General features: G+C 57.6%; 17 protein-coding genes. 9 read left to right on the top strand and 8 right to left on the bottom strand.

The features are described from left to right. The first annotated feature begins 23 nt into the window (after positions 1-23). The 5 genes from ACJ5NV_RS14455 to ACJ5NV_RS14435 are packed head-to-tail and all read left to right on the top strand — an operon-like array spanning position 24 to position 5,082. Positions 24-431 carry a thiol-disulfide oxidoreductase DCC family protein gene (locus ACJ5NV_RS14455; RefSeq protein ID WP_411644795.1) on the top strand — a complete coding sequence of 136 codons (408 nt, stop codon included), beginning with the start codon at positions 24-26 and terminating at the stop codon, positions 429-431. Continuing rightward, positions 428-2,032, top strand: a complete 1,605-nt coding sequence (locus ACJ5NV_RS14450; protein WP_411644794.1) for an SDR family oxidoreductase — start codon at positions 428-430, stop codon at positions 2,030-2,032. Before ACJ5NV_RS14455 ends, ACJ5NV_RS14450 begins: the two co-directional genes overlap by 4 nt. A gap of 8 nt (positions 2,033-2,040) precedes the next feature. Next, positions 2,041-2,784, top strand: coding sequence for a DUF1007 family protein (locus tag ACJ5NV_RS14445; protein ID WP_411644793.1), 744 nt, complete (start codon positions 2,041-2,043; stop codon positions 2,782-2,784). Next, complete coding sequence (locus ACJ5NV_RS14440; protein WP_411644792.1) at positions 2,766-3,665, top strand: nickel/cobalt transporter; 900 nt, start codon at positions 2,766-2,768, stop codon at positions 3,663-3,665. The genes ACJ5NV_RS14445 and ACJ5NV_RS14440 overlap by 19 nt, the downstream gene beginning before the upstream one ends. 43 nt (positions 3,666-3,708) lie before the next feature. Then, positions 3,709-5,082, top strand: coding sequence for an MATE family efflux transporter (locus ACJ5NV_RS14435; protein ID WP_411644790.1), 1,374 nt, complete (start codon positions 3,709-3,711; stop codon positions 5,080-5,082). Here the strand turns inward: ACJ5NV_RS14435 and ACJ5NV_RS14430 are convergent. Next, a complete protein-coding gene (locus ACJ5NV_RS14430) occupies positions 5,075-5,893 on the bottom strand; it encodes a hypothetical protein (RefSeq protein ID WP_411644789.1) in 819 nt (272 codons plus the stop codon). The genes ACJ5NV_RS14435 and ACJ5NV_RS14430 overlap by 8 nt on opposite strands. Continuing rightward, positions 5,890-6,681, bottom strand: a complete 792-nt coding sequence (gene trpA / locus ACJ5NV_RS14425; protein WP_411644788.1) for a tryptophan synthase subunit alpha — start codon at positions 6,679-6,681, stop codon at positions 5,890-5,892. Before trpA ends, ACJ5NV_RS14430 begins: the two co-directional genes overlap by 4 nt. 149 nt (positions 6,682-6,830) lie before the next feature. Here trpA and ACJ5NV_RS14420 point away from each other — a divergent pair, with 149 nt between their 5' ends. The 4 genes from ACJ5NV_RS14420 (at position 6,831) to ACJ5NV_RS14405 (ending at position 11,892) form a co-directional block, all read left to right on the top strand. Beyond that, positions 6,831-8,390 (top strand): sulfatase-like hydrolase/transferase, encoded by a 1,560-nt coding sequence (locus ACJ5NV_RS14420; protein ID WP_411644786.1) that lies wholly within the window; start codon positions 6,831-6,833, stop codon positions 8,388-8,390. A gap of 251 nt (positions 8,391-8,641) precedes the next feature. Continuing rightward, positions 8,642-10,264: a sulfatase-like hydrolase/transferase gene (locus tag ACJ5NV_RS14415; protein WP_411644784.1), complete on the top strand. Its 1,623-nt coding sequence runs from the start codon at positions 8,642-8,644 to the stop codon at positions 10,262-10,264. Between the two features lie 28 nt (positions 10,265-10,292). Further along, positions 10,293-11,390: a redox-regulated ATPase YchF gene (gene ychF, locus ACJ5NV_RS14410; RefSeq protein ID WP_411644783.1), complete on the top strand. Its 1,098-nt coding sequence runs from the start codon at positions 10,293-10,295 to the stop codon at positions 11,388-11,390. A gap of 214 nt (positions 11,391-11,604) precedes the next feature. Then, complete coding sequence (locus ACJ5NV_RS14405) at positions 11,605-11,892, top strand: hypothetical protein (protein WP_411644782.1); 288 nt, start codon at positions 11,605-11,607, stop codon at positions 11,890-11,892. 136 nt (positions 11,893-12,028) lie between these two features. Here the strand turns inward: ACJ5NV_RS14405 and ACJ5NV_RS14400 are convergent, their stop codons facing one another. The 6 genes from ACJ5NV_RS14400 to ACJ5NV_RS14375 form a co-directional block, all read right to left on the bottom strand. Continuing rightward, positions 12,029-13,465: a methyl-accepting chemotaxis protein gene (locus tag ACJ5NV_RS14400; protein ID WP_411644781.1), complete on the bottom strand. Its 1,437-nt coding sequence runs from the start codon at positions 13,463-13,465 to the stop codon at positions 12,029-12,031. A 96-nt stretch (positions 13,466-13,561) separates the two neighbouring features. Next, entirely contained in the window at positions 13,562-14,401 is an 840-nt protein-coding gene (locus tag ACJ5NV_RS14395; protein ID WP_411644780.1) for a TIGR03915 family putative DNA repair protein, read from the bottom strand. Next, complete coding sequence (locus tag ACJ5NV_RS14390) at positions 14,401-15,636, bottom strand: putative DNA modification/repair radical SAM protein (protein ID WP_411644779.1); 1,236 nt, start codon at positions 15,634-15,636, stop codon at positions 14,401-14,403. Before ACJ5NV_RS14390 ends, ACJ5NV_RS14395 begins: the two co-directional genes overlap by 1 nt. 53 nt (positions 15,637-15,689) lie before the next feature. Next, positions 15,690-16,802: a hypothetical protein gene (locus tag ACJ5NV_RS14385; protein ID WP_411644778.1), complete on the bottom strand. Its 1,113-nt coding sequence runs from the start codon at positions 16,800-16,802 to the stop codon at positions 15,690-15,692. Continuing rightward, entirely contained in the window at positions 16,799-17,587 is a 789-nt protein-coding gene (locus ACJ5NV_RS14380; RefSeq protein WP_411644777.1) for a glycosyltransferase family 25 protein, read from the bottom strand. Before ACJ5NV_RS14380 ends, ACJ5NV_RS14385 begins: the two co-directional genes overlap by 4 nt. Beyond that, entirely contained in the window at positions 17,580-18,611 is a 1,032-nt protein-coding gene (locus tag ACJ5NV_RS14375; RefSeq protein ID WP_411644775.1) for an N-acetylneuraminate synthase family protein, read from the bottom strand. Before ACJ5NV_RS14375 ends, ACJ5NV_RS14380 begins: the two co-directional genes overlap by 8 nt. Between the last annotated feature and the right edge of the window lie 56 nt (positions 18,612-18,667).

Genomic DNA, 18,667 nt, shown 5'->3' with positions numbered 1-18,667 from the left:
ATGAGACATCACAAAGTTTGAGTATGACCCCACCGGACCACCCGATTGCTGTGATGGATGCCAGCTGCGCCCTGTGCAGCTGGGGCGCGCGGATGATCCATCGGATCGATCGGACCGGAGGGATCAGGATCGCTCCGATCCAGTCAGACACCGGCGCGGCGCTGATGCGGGCCAATGGGCTGGATGCGCTGAACCCCGAGAGCTGGTTGTTTATTGAAGATAGCACTGTTTTTCGCGATTTCGATGCGTTGATCCGGGTGGGTGAGCGGTCAGGTGGGTGGGGTCGCGTCTTTTCGCTTTTACGTTTGATCCCGCGTCCGTTGCGCAATGGGCTATATGCCCGCATTGCCCGCAACCGTTATGCCATGTTTGGCCGCGGGGATATGTGTGCTTTGCCTGATCCGGATTTCCGCGCGCGGTTGCTGTCATGAAGATCGTTGTGCTGGGGGGCTACGGCGTGTTTGGGTCGCGGTTGGTCCGTCTGCTGATCCGGGACGGGCATGATGTGGTCATCGCGGGCCGCGTGATCGCACAGGCGCAGGCGCTGGCACGCGAGGTCGGGGCCGCGCCGTTGCAGGTGGATCGGCAAGGGGATCTGACCCCGCTTTGGGCGATGGCCCCTGATGCGGTGGTGGATGCGGCCGGTCCGTTTCATGCCTATGGCGCGGACCCCTATGGGTTCGCCCGCGCCTGTATTGCGCGCCGGGTGCATTACCTTGATCTGGCGGATGATGCTGATTTCTGCGCCGGGATTACCGCGCTGGATGCGGCGGCGCGGGCAGCGGGTGTTTTTGTGCTGTCGGGGGTGTCCAGCGTGCCCGCGATATCTTCGGCTGCGGTCGCCGCATTGGCAGAAGGCGCGGCAGAGGTCGATATGATCAGCAGCGCAATCCTGCCGGGCAACCGTGCGCCGCGCGGGCGGGCCGTGGTGGAAAGCATCCTGCATCAGGCGGGCCGCCCGATGGTGGTTTCGATGGATGGGGTGCCGGTGCCTGTGCGCAGTTGGTCGCGCCCCGCAAGGTTTGATCTGGGGCAGGGCATGGTCCGGCGTGGCTGGATGATTGCGGTGCCCGATCAGCGTCTGTTTGCAGGGGCGTTCAAGGCGCGCACGGTTCTGTTTCATGCCGGGTTGGAACTGGCGCTGATGAACTGGGGGCTGGCGCTACTGTCATGGTTGCGGCTGCGTGTGCCAGTTGGGCTGGTCCTATGGGCGGCAAAGCTATTGGCCCCGTTCGGGACGAATGCGGGCGGCATGTCTGTGGCGGTGACTGCGCGCTATCGGGATGGTTGGCAACGCCGTGTCTGGCGGATCATCGTGCGCGATGGCGAAGGGCCGTTTATTCCTGGCGTGGCCGCGCGGGCGGTGCTGCGCGATCCATCGGCGATTGCGCCCGGTGCCCGGCCTGCGGTGGCGCAGGTCACGCTGGCCGCGATCACCGAAGCGATGGGTGATCTGGCGGTCACCACCGAACGGACCTGTGAAGAGCAGACGCCCTTGTTCATCCGCCAGTTGGGTGCTGATTTCGACAAGCTGCCCAAAGCGGTGCAGGTGGCGCATCAGGTCTATGGTCCGCGCCGCTGGTCGGGCCGGGCCAGTGTCACGCGGGGCGCGTCGCTATTGTCGCGTATGATCGCGGCTGTTTTCCGGTTTCCACGGGCAAGCGATGACATCCCGGTCAGCGTGATGATGATGCCCGAACAAGGGGGCGAACGGTGGGAGCGTCAGTTTGGCAGCCAGGTCTTTGTTTCGCATTTGCATCAGCAAGGGAATGTGATGACCGAACGGTTTGGCCCGCTGACCTTTACGCTGGGGCTGCATGTGGCCGACGGGCAATTGCATTTTCCGGTACGATCCGGGCGGTGGGGGCCGATCCCGCTGCCCCGGTTTTTACTGCCGCAAAGCGTGGCGTCGGAACATGAAACGGACGGAGTGTTTCATTTCGATGTGGCGCTGAAGGCACCGCTGACGGGGGCGCTGATCGTGCATTACAAAGGATGGCTGAAAGCGGCACGCGACATTACCACGCCGTAAGGTGGGTCTTGACCCACCCTGCGATCACGGGTGCGTCACAGTGGCCCGACTGGTTCACATTGTGCATTGTACGCGCATTAACAGAGCGTTATTCAAACCGCATGTTCCGCTGGCTCACTCTCTGCGCTGCTCTGATGGCCCCCGCTCAACTGGCGGCGCATCCGCATGTCTTTGTCCGGACGAAAATGGCCGTGGTATTTGATGACAGCGGCGAGATCAGCGTGCGCCTGCAATGGTATTACGACGAGTACTTTTCGTTGCTGGTCACTGCCGATCTGGGCCTTGATCCCGATGGTGACATGCTTTTGACCGCCGACGAACAGGCGCTGCTGGATGAGCAGATCACGGCCTGGCCTGCGGATTACACCGGCGATCTGGAAGTCGTGCAGGGTGCAACCGTGCTGCCGCTGGCGGAAAAGCGCAATCACCGTATGACCTTTGAAAACGGTCTGTTCTACGAGGTGCATCTGCGCCCGATTGCTGAGATTGCGGATCGGAACGCGCCCCTGACCTTGCTCGCCTATGATCCGCATTACTATGTGGCCTATGATCTGGAAGGGCCGGTCGTGATCGAAGGCCGCGATGATTGCACAGTCACTGTCACCCCCGCCAATCTGGACGCGGCCTATACCACGGTGGAAGAGCTGCTGTATGGTCGCCCGGCCAGTGATGTTGGTCCGGATGAAGAATTTCCAGAGGTGGGACAGGCGTTTGCAGATACGGTCACGGTGACATGCGCAGCGCCGCTTTGATCGTGCTGACATTGCTAGGTGCTGCGGCTGTCTGGCTTTGGGGCTTTGGCGGCGCGGATGAGGTCAGCCGTCTGGCCACGCTTTTGCAGCGCGATGTGCAGAACGCGATGGCCACCTCTTTGCGCGCGCTGCGCGCCGGGCAGCCGGGCGCACTGCTAAGCCTGTGGGGCCTGTGTTTTTCCTATGGGTTTGTACATGCCGCCGGGCCGGGCCATGGCAAGCTGGTCATTGGCGGTTACGGAGTGGGCGCACGGGTGCCCGCGCGCCGGCTGGTGGGGCTGGCGCTGCTATCGTCACTTGCGCAGGCCGCGACGGCGGTGGTTCTGGTTTATTTTGCGGTCATGGTGCTTGGCTGGGGGCGCTTGCAGATGGCCGGGCTGGCCGACAAGGTGCTTGCGCCGCTCAGCTATGCGTTGATAGGCGGAATCGGTGTCTGGCTTGTGGTGCGGGGTCTGCGGCTTTTACGGCCGCGCACGTCGCATCACCATCACGACCATCATCACCATGATGACGGCGTTTGCAGTTCATGCGGCCATGGCCATGGACCAAGCGTCGAACAGGCTGCCAGTGTGCGGTCGGTCCGCGATGCGCTTGCGGTGATCTGCGTGATTGCGATCCGCCCCTGCACCGGCGCGATTTTTCTGTTGATCCTGACCCGCGCGCTGGGAATTGATTGGGCCGGGATCATTGGCGCCTTTGTGATGGGGCTGGGGACCGCCTGTATCACGATACTGGCGGCCCTTGCAGCGGTTGGGTTTCGCGAAAGTGCCCTGAATATCGTGGGTGATGCCCGCGTTGCGCGGGCCCTTGCGCTGGCCCAGATCATGGCGGGCGGGATCGTGGTGATCCTTGCCACGCAGCTGGTGCTGCGCAACCTCTGATTACGTCTTTACCACGCGGCAATTCGGGCCTAAGGCTCGACCTATGCAAAAGATTGCCCGAACATATATGGACCACACCAAGGCGATCTGGGTGTTGGGAATGCCGCTGATACTGAGCAATGTGGCTCAGTTTGCGATTCACATGACCGATACGATCATGCTGGGCTGGTATGATGTGACGGCGCTTGCCGCGTCGACTATCGCCAACACCATGTTTTTTGTCTTTTTCATCGTCGGGGCTGGGTTCGGTCAGGCGGTCACCCCGTTGGTGGCCGCTGCGGTCGAAAAAGATGATGAGGTGCAGGTGCGCCGCGTCACCCGGATGGGGCTATGGCTGTCGATTATCTATGGGTTGTTCGTGACGATCCCGTTTTTCTGGGCCGAGGATATCCTGCTGGCGATGGGGCAAGAGCCGGACGTGGCCGCGCTGGCCCATGTCTATTTGCAGATCGTGATCTGGCAGATGATCCCGGCGCTGATCGTGATGACGATGAAGTCCTTTCTTGCCGCATTGGAATATACGGCGATCATTCTGTGGTCGACCATTGGCATGGCAGTCATGAATGTGTTCTTCAACTATGTGCTAATATTTGGGAATTGGGGCGCGCCCGAACTGGGTATCCGCGGGGCGGCGATTGCGTCACTGTCTGTTACGATCACGACAGTGCTGATCCTGATGATTTATGCAGTCCGCAAACTGCCGCAGTTCGAGCTGCTGCGGAATTTCTGGCGCAGCGATACGGAAATCATGCGTCATGTGTTTCGTTTGGGGTGGCCGATTGGTTTGACCTCTTTCGCGGAGGTAGGTTTGTTCAGCGCTTCTGCCGTGATGATGGGCTGGATTGGTGAGGTGTCGCTGGCCGCCCATGGGATTGCGATCCAGCTTGCGAGCATAACTTTCATGGTCCATATCGGCCTGTCGCAGGCGGCTACTGTGCGGGCGGGCCGTGCGCTGGGTCGGCAGGATGAACCATCGCTGCGCCGGGGCGGGATCACGGCGATTGGACTGTCTGCTGTGTTTGCGGTGCTGACCTCTGCTGTGTTCCTGAGTATCCCCGAGACATTGGTGTCCCTTTTCGTTGACCCTGACGAGCCACAGCGCGAGGCCCTTTTGATCGCTGGCGGCGGGTTGGTGATGGTGGCAGCGCTGTTTCAGGTGGTCGATTCAGCCCAGGTGATGGCGCTGGGCCTGCTGCGTGGCGTACAGGATACGACCGTGCCAATGTATATGGCCACGATCAGCTATTGGGTGATTGGGCTACCTGCGAGCTATGTGCTTGCCTTTCCGCTGGGCTATGGCGGGCTGGGCCTGTGGCTTGGGCTGGTGGTTGGGCTGGCCGTCGCGGCGGTACTGCTGATGTGGCGGTTTTGGGGGTTGTCGGTGAAGATCGGTGGCGCGGCAGTGGCGGTCAGCTAGCGGGCCTGTCAGCGCTCTTGTTCGCAAGGATCGCCTCGCCACTGGTGTAGGCTTGGCAAAGCGCTGCCACCAGGAGGAGGATGGCGAAGATATCCGCCAGCAGCAGCAGATAGCCTATTGCAGCGCCCGTGATGTCGAGGCTTCCGTAGGCGTTCCGCACCGTTGTTTGCAGTCCGATCGCATCCAGCCAACTCAGTATCTTGCCGATCCCCCAGCTGAAAAGCACCGGGCCGATCAGGATGTTCTGTACGATGAACCAGCGCCGTTTTCTGCTGCGTGCCGCGGCCTTGGATAATCCGGCATCCCCACCGATTGCGGCTGCCGGTAGCGCAGAGCCGAAGCGCCCGAGCAAGTAGAAATTCAAGACTTTGGTGAACAGGAGCGCCAGCAGAAGGGAGATCGCCAGCCCTTCTTGTGCGGAGGTTTCGTCGGCAAGCAACGCGAGAGTCACCAATCCATAGATCGTTGCCACAAGCAGCAGGAAGGGGGCCGATGTCCGCAGGAACTGGCGTGACGGGATGATCCGTTGCGACATCAGATCACGCGGTTTGAAGTCTTCGTTGCAAAGAATGGTGCGATGACCGACCCAGGCAATCGGCAAGGCCGCAGCCAGACCAATCACCATATACAAGAGCGCCGATAGCCCGAAATTGCGCAGTAGCAGGGCTTCGGTCGCGAGCAGCAGTACGGCGATCATGGCGAAAAGCGCGAAATTTCGATAGAAAACCGCGCCTGCCGTGCCGTAAAAGTATTCGACCAGCCCGGTCAGCGGGACAGATTGACTGAGTGCGATATCCGCCTTGTCGTTCACCCCCGATGCGCGCCGTCGGCGAGGGTTTTCACGAAAGCCAGCACGTCGGTGACGCTTTCGCCCTTGCCGATCCGGTCCACGATGGCCGAGCCGACGACTGCACCATCCGCAATGCGGGCAATGCTTTCGGCGGCGTCGGGGGTTTTGATGCCGAAGCCCACGATCACCGGCAGGTCGGTCTGCGATTTGATCCGCGCGACCTCGGGGCCGACATCGGCGGCCTGCGCCTCGGCTGTGCCGGTGATCCCGGTGACCGACACGTAATAGACAAAGCCCGATGTGTTTTCGAGCACCTTGGGCAGGCGTTTATCATCGGTGGTGGGGGTGGCCAGCCGGATGAAGTTAATCCCGGCCCTTTGCGCGGGAATGCAAAGTTCTTCATCTTCTTCGGGGGGCAGGTCGACGATAATCAGACCGTCAATGCCCGCCTCTTTTGCGTCGGCCAAGAACCTGTCCACGCCACGCGAATAGATCGGGTTGTAATAGCCCATCATGACGATGGGTGTGGTGTCGTTAGATTTGCGCAGCTCGCGGGCATATTGCAGCGTCTTTTCCAGTGTCTGCGTGCCAGCCAATGACCGCTGCCCGGCAAGCTGGATTGTGGTGCCGTCGGCCATCGGATCGGTAAAGGGCATGCCCAGTTCGATGATATCGACACCCGCGGCGGGCATGCCTTTGACGATTTCCAGCCCGGTTTCGTAGTCCGGGTCACCAGCCATAACATAGGCTACAAAGGCTTTTTTCCCTTCGGCCCGCAGTTGCGCAAATTTTGCGTCGATTCTACTCATACCTGTCCCCGTGTCATGATTTCAGGATGGGTCTGCGCGAAAGGGCGCTGAAAATCAATGGGGCAAGCGCTGCCCAGCTTTGGCTTGACTGTCAGGGGGAGATTTTTTATCGAAAATATGGATTTTTATTTTTATATTAAAGGATAGCTATGGCGAGCTTTCGCAACGGAATTTTAGTGACGTTCATTCTCATTTTGTGTGCCTTGGCTCTGTTTGTGATTTCAATGCCTTCAATAAGGGTCAAACCGATTGCGTCTTTCGCAACCTTACTGGGCATTTTCGTGATCGTTCTAGGTGGACGTCGTATCTGGCGTCTGCCCGATCGACATATTGTTCCGCTGATACTGGTCGCATTGCTTGCAGTTCCGATCATCACGACGGCGCGTAGTTTTGGCGAATTTGATCTGTTTGCGGTTCTTCATCATTTGAAATTCGGAGTGACGGGTATAGATCCTTGGATGCTCGCGCATGACGCACAGGATGCACTTGTCTCCTGTTGTGTTTTGGTGCTGTCTGTCTATTGGTTGCGCAATCTGCGCCAAGCGTCTTGGTACATATCTTGGTTGGCAGCTTTGGTGCTTGCGCTGATCAACCCGTTGACAGTTGGGGTGCTAAATGCGGCATTTCGACCTTCGGTCGCGAGTGACCTTGTCGCTCGTATGGCGACACCTTCGATCTTAAACCTATCTGTAAAGCCTGATGTCATAACAATCTATCTCGAAGGATTGGACCGCAGCTTTTCTAATCGAGATCAATATGGTGCGGCCTATGACGGGATTCTGGCCTTGCAGTCTGAAGGCATAACTATGACGCGAGTCTTGCAAAGCGAAGGGACGGGTTGGTCAATGGGCGGATTGGTTGCGGGACAATGTGGCTTGCCACTGTTGCCAAATGGTCTGCTTGAGATCAATGACTTTCAAGAGCAGACACATTTTTTGGGCGCGCATCGCTGCCTGTCGGATGAGCTTGCCGATCAGGGGTATAGATCTGCGTATTTTGTCGGAGTGAATATTGATTTTGCAGGGCAGGATCATTTTTTGCTGACCCATCAGTATGATGATTTGATCTACAAAGATATTTTGGAACGGTGGTATGACAGGGATACATTCAACCGAGCCACAATTAATGGTATTTTGGATGATCAACTGATCTTTGACGCGGCGCTACGCTACTATAATGCGCGGGTGGGAAAATCAGAGCCAATTGCGATGAGCCTGTTCACATTCGGCCCGCATGGCAAATCTGGACTTCTTTCGCGAAATTGCACAGAGGACCAGCAAGCTGTTCGTGAAAGTGACCTCGCACTTACTGTTCCCTGTACGATTGCAAATCTATTGCCTTTTGTGGATGCGATAAAGGAACGTCGCGACGGGCGTCCAACTTTGATCATTGTGCAGTCAGATCATTTGAACCACAGTAGATATGATGCAACCGAGGAAAGCACCTTGTTTGGTGCAAATACTGTTATCTTTCTCGGCTTGGATCTCCCGCATTTCCCGACGGAGAAAGTCATTGATCGGCCCGCCTCTATGGTCGATATCTATCCAACCGTTTTGCACTTGCTCGGATTGGGGGATCGCGATGTGCGGGCTGGTTTGGGAGTATCGCTTTTCGGTGTTGAACCCACGCTCGTTGAGGAAAAGGGTCTTGATCTTTTCAATCTTGAGCTGACGACAGACTATGATCTTCGCTTGGCCATATGGCGCTGACATGCGCATTGCGATTTATGGGATAACACGACTAGGGAGGGATATCTGTCGCGCTCGTGTCGCGCGGGGGCTAGGATACTGATCTCGGGATTGGCGGTGATGGCGTTGCGTGCTTGCGAGGGGGAAATCAACATCGGCCTGAAATTTCTGTGGTACCTTATGGCCTGAAAGGCTAGGCGTGAACTATGGACGTTCAGGGTTGCGGTCAGTATTAAGCCACTCTTGGCCCTTAGATAAGCTTTTGAGGCATCATGAAAGATACTGATCTACGGCTGTTCAAAAAAGTGATCGCAACATGTGCGATCATTGTCATGGTTGTAATTGCGCTCGTCTTGTTGGTTAATCCATATATTTGGGGTGAGAACTTTTTGGAAGCGACCGCCCTAAGCATTTTTGTTGTCATAATGCTGGCCGGTGCCGAGCTTTGGCAACGGCCACCTAAAGTCTTTTGGTTCGTCGTACTCGCGGGACTAATTTGTTTGCCATTCGCCATATTAGTTCGAGTTTTTGGGGGATTTGACGTGCTGGCCTTGGTTTTCCACGCGCAATTCGGTGTGGAGGGGGCAACACTTGGTGGCTTCGAGACTGAAGTGATCGAAGGGAGCGCAGCGGTTGCGATTATCGTTTTTGCGGGCTTTGCGATTGGAAATTTGTTTGGTCGACAAATGCTAACCTATGCAGTGGCATTTATTGCATTGGTAGCGCTGAATCCACTTTTGAGATTTGGTGTGTCGTATCTTGGGGCCACAGAGGTTGAAAACGATCTGCATATGCGGCTGTCGCGCCTAGAAATTGTGACGCCCCCAAAGGTATTGCCTGACATTGTTATTGTGTATCTCGAGGGCTTGGAACGGACTTATGGCCGGCGCGAATTGTTTGGCGACATCTATGCACCGCTTGAGAAATATGCTCAGATGGGCGTGTCTTTCACGCAGGTGAGGCAAGTGCGCGCAACGGGGTGGTCACTTGCAGGGATGGCGGCCACGCAATGCGGTGTGCCGCTTTTGCCCAACGGATTTCGCACCGGAAACAACTTTACCAAGCAGACTTCGTTCTTGGCTGCACATACATGTTTGGGCGATGTCACAGCAGAATTGGGCTATCATAATTTCTTCTTGTTCGGGGGTATCCAAGAATTTGGTGGGTTTAGCCACTTTTTAGATACCCATCGTTTGAATAACGTCATTGATTACGATGCGATGTTGAACTCGCAGGCCTCGGCAGGTTTTTATTTTACAAGTATTGGACCCATTCTTGACGATCAAGTCGTCTTAGATGCCGCGAAAAGTTTTTATTCTGAACGGGTTGCTGAATCGGAACCACTCTTGATGATTGTCGAAACCTACGGTCCGCATGGCAGCAGTGCATTGTTGTCGAGCAATTGTACAGAATCTGGGCGGCCGGAGCTCGCACCGGATTTATCTTCGGCGATCACTTGCACATTAAGAAATACGGATACGTTTCTGGAGCATATAGTCGCGAACCATGGCGACCGGCCTACGGTAATTCTGCTCGTCTCGGACCATTTGAACCATGATACGTTTATTCAGTCCCGAGTGCCGTTTGAAGAACGTGCGAATACGGTGATTATGTACACCGTGGGAGCTGATCAGCCATTTGTGCTACCGGGAACAGTGATTGACCGCCCAGCAAGCATGATGGATGTCTACCCGACATTGCTGGCCTATCTTGGATTTACCGATAGAGGCAATGCCGTTGGCCTGGGGCGCTCGTTGTTTGGTGATACGCTGACTTTTCTTGAGCAAAAGGGTTTTGACCGCTTCAATGCTGAATTGTTTCCCAACCCGTTGTTGAACGATCGGATTTGGGCATCTGGTGACGAAGCGCTTGCAGCGCAAAACGTAGACCCATAGAAGCCCCCTGAATGACAGGAGAGCCGCTATGGGTTTCAAGATGGGTATCGTGGGTCTGCCGAATGTGGGCAAATCGACCCTTTTCAACGCGCTGACACGGACCGCAGCGGCGCAGGCCGCCAATTTTCCGTTCTGCACGATTGAACCCAATGTCGGCGATGTGGCGGTGCCGGATGCGCGGTTGGACAAGCTGGCGGGTATTGCCGCGTCGAAACAGACGATCCCGACGCGGATGACCTTTGTCGATATTGCGGGTCTGGTCAAAGGTGCATCAAAGGGCGAAGGGCTGGGCAACCAATTTCTGGCCAATATTCGCGAATGCGATGCCATCGCCCATGTGTTGCGCTGTTTTGAAGATGACGACATCACCCATGTGGATGGCCGTGTGGACCCTGTGGCCGATGCCGAAGTGATCGAGACCGAGCTGATGCTCGCCGATCTCGAAAGCATCGAGAAGCGGATGCAGAATATCGTCCGCAAGGTGCGCGGAGGTGACAAGGAAGCGGTGCAGCAGGAGCGGTTGCTCAAAATGGCGCAGGCGGCGCTGGAAGATGGCAAACCTGCCCGTGTAGTGGATGTAGATGCCGATGATGCCAAGGCGTGGCGCATGTTGCAGCTACTGACGACGAAGCCGGTGCTGTACGTCTGCAACGTGGAAGAGGACCGCGCCGGAGAGGGCAACAGCCAATCCGCCCGTGTGGCGGAGATGGCGGCGGCTGAAGGCAATTCCCATGTGGTGATCAGCGCCCGGATCGAAGAAGAGATCAGCCAGTTGGACGCCGAAGAGGCAGAGATGTTCCTGGGCGAAATGGGGCTGGAAGAGGCCGGGTTGGATCGCTTGATCCGCGCGGGCTACGCGCTTTTGCATCTGCAGACCTATTTCACGGTTGGTCCGAAAGAGGCCCGCGCCTGGACCATCAAGGAAGGCACCACCGCACCGCAGGCGGCGGGGGTCATCCATGGCGATTTTGAGCGTGGGTTTATTCGCGCCGAAACAATTGCTTATGACGATTTCGTAGCACTCGGCGGGGAACAGCCGAGCAAGGAAGCAGGTAAGATGCGCGCGGAAGGAAAAGGGTATATCGTCAAGGACGGTGACATCATGCACTTTCTTTTCAATACCTGAAGCGGGGCGCGTTTTTAACGGTCAGAGACAAAATCAGGCAAGTTTATGCGCTGATTTCTGACCGGGCCAAGGCGGCTCTGCTCTGACGCGGAGTATCTACATGGCGTATTTGCGGTTTTCGGCAGTGGCGGTTTTAGCCCTGTCTGTAGCGGGCTGTGGTAACATGTCTGGGATCAGGGGGCAGGCCTATCCTGACCGGACCCAGGTGACATTCATGAGTGCAGACCAGGTGACGGAACGAACCTATGCCTGCGCGCCTGCCGGGTCGACAGAGGCCACACAGGCCCGCGCGTCGCGGGCACATCGTTACGTGGATCGCGCGATCCTTGAGGCTGCTGCCGAAAAGGGCGTCCGAAATGCACAGGATGTCTTTGGTAACATGGCCAAGCAATCCGAGATGAATGCGGAAATCGCGCGGATTTCGCGGAACGCAAATGCGGATTACCGCTGCGTGCTGCTGAACAATCGCGATACGTCGCGCGGGTTGTTCGCTGCGTCCTGACCAACTGCTGCGCCGGTTCACGGGCTTTGTTCAGAACGATAAGTCCTTTCTGTTTGTTTGCGGCCCACGGGACCTGTCGCGGTCCGGCCTGATGCACGTTAAAAAACTGGGGTGGCGCGCGCGCCGCCCCTTTTGCTTATGCAGCGCGGGCCTGTGCACCGTGTTGGGGATGCGGCAGCTTGAGTTGATCGATGAGCTTGCCCAGTTCCGCAGCCTGTTCGCGCATGGTTTGCATGGCGCGCATCGTCTCTTCCACCATGCCGGCGTTCATCTGGGTGATCCGATCCATATCCGTGATGGCGGTGTTGATTTCATCCAGCCCGCGGGATTGTTCGCGGGACGCGATAGCGACATCATCTGCAAGGTCCGTGACGCTGCCAAAGCTGGTCACAATCCCCGCGAAAGAGGCATCGGCTTGTTTGATCAGATCGACGCCTTCGCCGACGCTGCGCCCGCTTGTTTCGATCAGCGTTTTGATTTCACGTGCCGCGTCAGAGGATCGCACTGCCAGCGCCCGCACTTCGGATGCCACGACCGCGAACCCTTTGCCTGCATCGCCTGCGCGTGCGGCCTCGACCCCAGCATTCAGCGCCAGCAGGTTTGTTTGAAAGGCCACATCGTCGATCATTCCGGTGATCTGTGAAATGCTTTCAGAGGATTTTTGAATTGATTCCATCGCAGTGGCAGCCTGTGCGATCACATCCGCGCCTTGTTTGACCTCACCTTGTGCCTGTTTGCCAACCTTACTGGTTTCGGTGGTTTTTTCAGAGGATGACGCGATGCTGGCGGTCATCTGGTTCATGGCTGCGGCTGTTTCTTCCAGTGATGCAGCTTGGCTGACCGTGCGGCTGGATAGGTCATTGGTGGATTTGCTGACATCACTTGTGAGTTTCGACAGGGATTTCATTGATGTCGCCATTTGCTGGATCATCGCGGCGAGCTGGCCCACTGCATTATTGAACTTGACGCGCACGTTGTCGTAGCGCTGTGGGTAATGCCCCTGTTCTGGTCCGGGGATCACATGGCTGAGGTTGCCCGTCGCCAGTTCATCGATTGCGGTGCCCAGACAATCAAAGGCGATTTTCTGTTCCTCGCCCCATACGGTAAAGGTGATATCGACGACGCGGTCGATATCCAGCATCAAGGCCCGTTGTAGCGCGCCCACAAGTTTCGCCTGATGACTGCCGTTGTTTCGAAACAGCTTTTTCGGCATTCGCCGGAGCAGCATTTCGGTCAGATTGGCAGCGGCGCAGGCATAGGCCGACAGGTACACGTCCAGTGGGAGGTTGATCCGGGCATGGGTGCGACCGATCCGGTCGGTTGAAGCGACATAGGCAGGGCCAAAATCACCCCTGAGTATCAGCTCCCAATGCTTTTTCTGGGCATTGCGTGCGCGGTCGACTTGCGAGGGTTGGGGAAAGAAAAGAGCGGTTGCACGGTCCGCCAAGGCCCGCTTGTAGAATTGAGACAGGACATCATCCAAGACGGGGATCAGGTGCCGCCCGGCTTCTTTCAGGTGATCAAGGTTGGTGAGATCGAATTTCTGTAACTTATTGTCCAGTGCGGTCGGCATCAGGTTTCTCTTACTGTTGCATCGTCAGGGCGAGCGTAGAGCCCAAGACTTACCGACCCGTAAAATCCGACTAAAATATCGACCGCTTTTGTCCTTTTAAGGACTGTCCGGATCTTTCTTGCGCCGCTGTGCCTGAAGCCGTTCGGCCCGTAGATTTGGCAGGGTCGGCGCACGGTCGCGCATGGCGTCCACCATCTTTTCGGCATTGGCGATCAGGTGGGGGATATGCTGCGATTCTGGCAGGTTTTTCCAGTATTTACGCGGCATTTCAGAGGTCATCGCGCTGACCTTCAGCCGGGCGGGATTGAAGATATTGCAAAAATAGGTGCCCCAGAGGGATTCTGCCGCGTCTTCTGGCAGGTCGGGCTTGGGCTGGCCGGGGTGGAAGGTCAGATTGCCGTCGATGAATTGCGCGGTCACATCCGGGGTGGCGATCATCCAGTCCATATCCGCAAAGCGCCGGGCAAAGAAAGGTGCAGTCGGTTCCACCGTGTGATGGGTGGGTTCGAACCAAGCGGCAAAGCTGCGCCGGTCGCCCCCCTGTCGCAGGTCGCGAAAGCGCACGAAGGCTTTCATTTTGTGTTTGCAGCGATGCACCGCCTTTTCCATCTGGCGCAGCCGCGACAGGTCTGGATCAGCACGGTCTGCCATCAAACCGGGTTCGTGCCGCAACCGCCAGAGCAGCGCATAAAGCCGGGCGAAGCGTTGCGGGTCCTTGTGCCAGACAATCACATTGGCCATTTCGACAAAGCTTTGCGGGGCCCTGACGGGGCGGGAATAGTCGGGCAGGGGGGTGTCTGCGGCGAATAGCGCGGGCATGTCCCCATCATAATCCCACAGCACATCCTGCGGCAGGACACCCGCGCCGATCAGCCGCTTTGCCGCATCGCGCCAAGCCAGATCGGTGCCAATACGCGGAAGTGGCACGGTATACATCAGAGCAGCTGCAGTTGTTCGGGGGGCGGAGCGAAGCGGGCGCGCAACCGGGGCGCATCGGTCAGCCCGCCGGGTGTCCAGTCGGCCGCGCAGATGAACGCCTGCGCCTTTTTCAAAGAGGCCCCCATGCGCAACAGATCATCATACCGTAGCCGCCGATGTCTGCGGGTGCTGAGGATGCGCCCGACGGTCCTTGTGCCGAGACCGGGCACGCGCAGCAGCATTTCGCGGTCGGCGCGGTTCACATCAACCGGGAAATGCGCCCGGTGCTGCAACGCCCAAGCTAGCTTTGGGTCCATATCCAGATCAAGGTTTCGGTCTGTCCGCCCGGCAGTGATTTCATCAACGCTGAACCCGTAGAACCGCAGCAGCCAATCCGCCTGATAAAGCCGGTGTTCCCGCATCAGGGGCGGCTTGATCAACGGCAGTTTCACCGATGCATCGGGGATCGGTGAGAAGGCTGAATAATAGACCCGTTTCAGCCGATAATCACCGTAAAGCCGCGTCGCCTGACCAAGGATCGTCGCATCAGACGCATCATCGGCCCCAACGATCATCTGGGTGGACTGGCCAGCCGGCACGAACCGCTTGCCGCGTTTGCCGGTATGGCTACGCTCGCCTGCCTCTTCCTTGCGAGATTTCACGTCGCCCATTGCCTTGCGAATGGTGGCGGGATTCTTTTCAGGGGCGAAGGCTTTGACGCTGCCATCGGTCGGCAATTCCACATTAATCGACAGCCGGTCGGCGTAAAGCCCCGCCTGTTCAATGAGTTCGGGCGCTGCATCGGGGATGGTTTTCAGGTGGATATAGCCGCGAAAATGCTCCACCTCGCGCAGGCGGCGGGCGATCTGCACCATGTCTTCCATCGTGGCATCGGGAGAGCGCACGATGCCAGAGGATAAAAACAGCCCCTCGATATAATTGCGCCGGTAAAATTCGAGCGTCAGCTGCACGACCTCATCCACGGTGAACCGCGCGCGCGCCACGTTGGAGGACACACGGTTCACGCAATAGACGCAGTCATAGATGCAGAAATTGGTCATCAGGATCTTTAACAGGCTGATGCAGCGCCCATCCGGGGCGTAGGAATGACAAATCCCGGATCCTTCGGTGCTGCCCAGCCCCTTGCCATCGCGGCTGTCACGCCGCGACGTGCCACTGGACGCACAAGAGGCATCATAACGGGCCGCATCGCTGAGAATTGCAAGCTTTTGAGAGAGATCGAGTCGCGCCATATGTTCATGATATGTTCTCATCTTGGGTTGGGCAAGACGTGTACATCAAAATCTTATGTGGGCGGAAATGTCCGGCGCATAAATGCCTCTGTCGCGGGGTCAGGTTCACACCCGTGTTTTGTCGTGGCGCGGCGGTTATTTTTCCAAGAGGTGCTGATGCTGCGGCAGTGGTAGAACTGGAACCGATTGCGTGGCCGGAAAATGCGCCGGTTGACGTTTTCCAGACTGTGAACGGACCAGCACATGCGGCCAAAGAAGCTGTCCGGAACGATGCAGTATTTGCTGGCGCAGATCTTTTTCGTATGGTGGCGCAGGATGTGGTCGGCATGGCGGATGGTTGGTGCGGGCGCATCGGCATAGCGCCAGACGCCGGTGAAGGGTTTGTATTTGGTGAGCGATTGCACAGTCGCGTCGAAAATGCTCTGCCCGTCGGGCCCGGTCACGAGCTCATCCACATCGCACAGCAGCACCGCGCGCGCCTGCTGAAAGAACCGATCGCGCACGAGGTTCAGGCAGGCGGTTTGCAGGAATTTCGCATTGCCCAATGCGGTGCTGGCCCCGCCGGTTGGACCATAGGGCAGCGGGACTTCGAGCACATCGGCGACTGCGATGCCCGGAACCGTGGCAAGGGTCGCCGCCAGTGCGTCCGAAGTATATGCGGTACTGCCATTATTGGCGATCAACACGGCGTCGGCACCGTGATTGCGCTGATGCGCAAGCGCCCAATCGTGAACCCACGCCAGATCATCATTGTGGATCATCGTGTAGATGACATTGCGCCCCGCAAAACGGTTGGGCTGGGCGCTGCTGATCGGGATATTGATTTGTGTATCGGCGGTTGTCAGGTTCAGCCTATCCGCGCGCTCTGCCATGAAATCGATTAGGTCGAAGCGTTGAAATTTGTGCAGCCGGGGCTTGACGGGCTGATCGTCGATGCAAAAGCGACCTTGCAGCAGGGGATCTGCAAAATTGAAAGGCTTTGGCATGACAAGACGCAGACGCTTTCGATCCGCATCCCAGATCGTGTCGTAGATCAGCGTGTCGCAGTCATATCTGTCCCAGAAGGCATCATCTTTGATGACTGCTTGCGGCGGTGCGTCTCGGCGACCAAAGCAATCCTGTGGTGCCTTCACTGTGCCAAGCTGGTGAATTTCCGAACTGGTCATCTGTCGAGGCGGTGGTGCTTTGGCCAAAGCCGCCGATTGCGAGCCAGCCACCCCGCCCGCCGGAAATAGTTCGCCGCCTTTAATCGGTAATGCGGCAGCCGTTTATACCATTTGAATTTCTTGACCAGCGCAAAGCCGGTGCCGGTGATCGAGCTGACGTCGCCGTCATCCACGTGGCTGGAAAAAGGTTCCAGCCCGCATTGCCGGAAATCGTGGCGGAAGAACCGGTTGAGTTCATGATCAAAGGCGCGTGTCTGGGGCCAGAGGTTGGGCAGAATGCGCTGCGCGATATCCTTGTGCAGCAGATAGGCGGCGTTGCCGGTGAACGGCCCTGCATAGGCGTTCAACGTGTAGCGCCCCAGCTTGCCTTGGCTGATCGGTAGTTTTGCCCGGATGCAATTGAAACGCAGCGTGTCCCAATGGGCGGCACCGGCCAGCGCGGTGTCGAGGCTTTCGAGGAAATCATCGTGAAAAACCACGTCATCCTCAAGGATCAGGGCCACCTTGTGGTCGCTTGCGATAAATGCCTCCCACACGGCGATGTGGCTGGCGTAGCAGCCCATCTTGCCGGGCAGGATCGGGCTGCCCATATTCCGTGCATAGGCCTGCGCATCGGCGCGTTTGGACAATTCGTCGACGTGGTCTTTCCCATAGATCGCAGGAAATCGCGTGTAGCTCAGCCCCATTGCATCAAGCTGCCGTTGCATACCGGCAAGCCGGTCCGCGTCGCGGTCGAGGTTGATCAGCCAGATGCCCAGATCGGCGCGGGTCAGCGCCTTAGCCATCCAGATCAGCCCATTTCAGCTGTGTGTTGCGCGTCACTGCGCGGGTCAGCGTTTTGCCCAGAACTTTGTCGAAATCATAACCCGCAATCTCACCTGATCCGGGGCGGCGCGCCCAGATGTCAGCTTCGGTAATCACGTGGCCTGCGGGCAGGTCACGATCCGCCACGACAGAAGCGCGGGCGAAGCGGTAGACAGCTTCTTCGGCGGATGTCCGTTCTTTGGGGTTATGCAGCGCGATATGGATTTCGCGAGAGCGGTCGATGATGTGGCGCAACTCTGACGGGTCCATCGAGTTGATGATATCGGGCCCTTTGCGGTAGCGCGTGTCGGTATAATGCCGTTCCAGAATGCAGGCACCAAGCGCGACGGAGGCCAGCGCCATTTCAGGGCCGATGGAATGGTCAGAGAAACCAACAACCGCATTGGGGAACGCGTTTTTAAGGTCCGTTACCCCTTGTAATGACACGATTTCAGGGGGGGACGGGTAAAGATTGGTGCATTCAAGCAGCGCGTATTCAATACCAGCGTCTTCGAGGATTTGGACAGAGGCGCGAATACTTTGAATACTTTGCATGCCGGTCGACATGATCACCGGTTTGCCCAGCCGTGCGATATGACGGATCAGCGGCAGGTTGTCCGCCTCACCCGAGCCGATCTTGAAGGCGGGCACGTCAATCTCGGCGAGGAAATCCGCGGCGGCCCGGCTGAACGGAGTCGAGATCCAGATCATGCCCAAGGATTCAGTGTATTCTTTCAACGCCTTTTCGTCGTCCCGTGACAAAGCGCAGGCCTGCATCACGTCCCAGATCGACACATCGGCGTTGGGTGGGAAGATTTGTTTGGCCTCTTCGGTCATCTCGTCTTCGATGATATGGGTCTGGTGTTTGATCATCTCACACCCGGCACCCGCGGCAAGGCGCACCATGTCCTTGGCGACGGCCAGATCGCCACCGTGGTTGATGCCGATGTCGGCGATGAGCAAAGGCGGGTGTTCCGGCCCGATCTTGCGTCCTGCGATGTCCATAGGAAGGCTCCTTGATGCGTTGTTAACGTGACATCTAGGATGTTTGACGCAGCGGA

Source organism: Loktanella agnita (assembly GCF_046640325.1).
Lineage (GTDB): Bacteria > Pseudomonadota > Alphaproteobacteria > Rhodobacterales > Rhodobacteraceae > Yoonia > Yoonia agnita.
The sequence above is the reverse complement of the archived record's forward strand: the minus strand, read 5'-3'. Positions and strand labels throughout refer to the sequence as shown.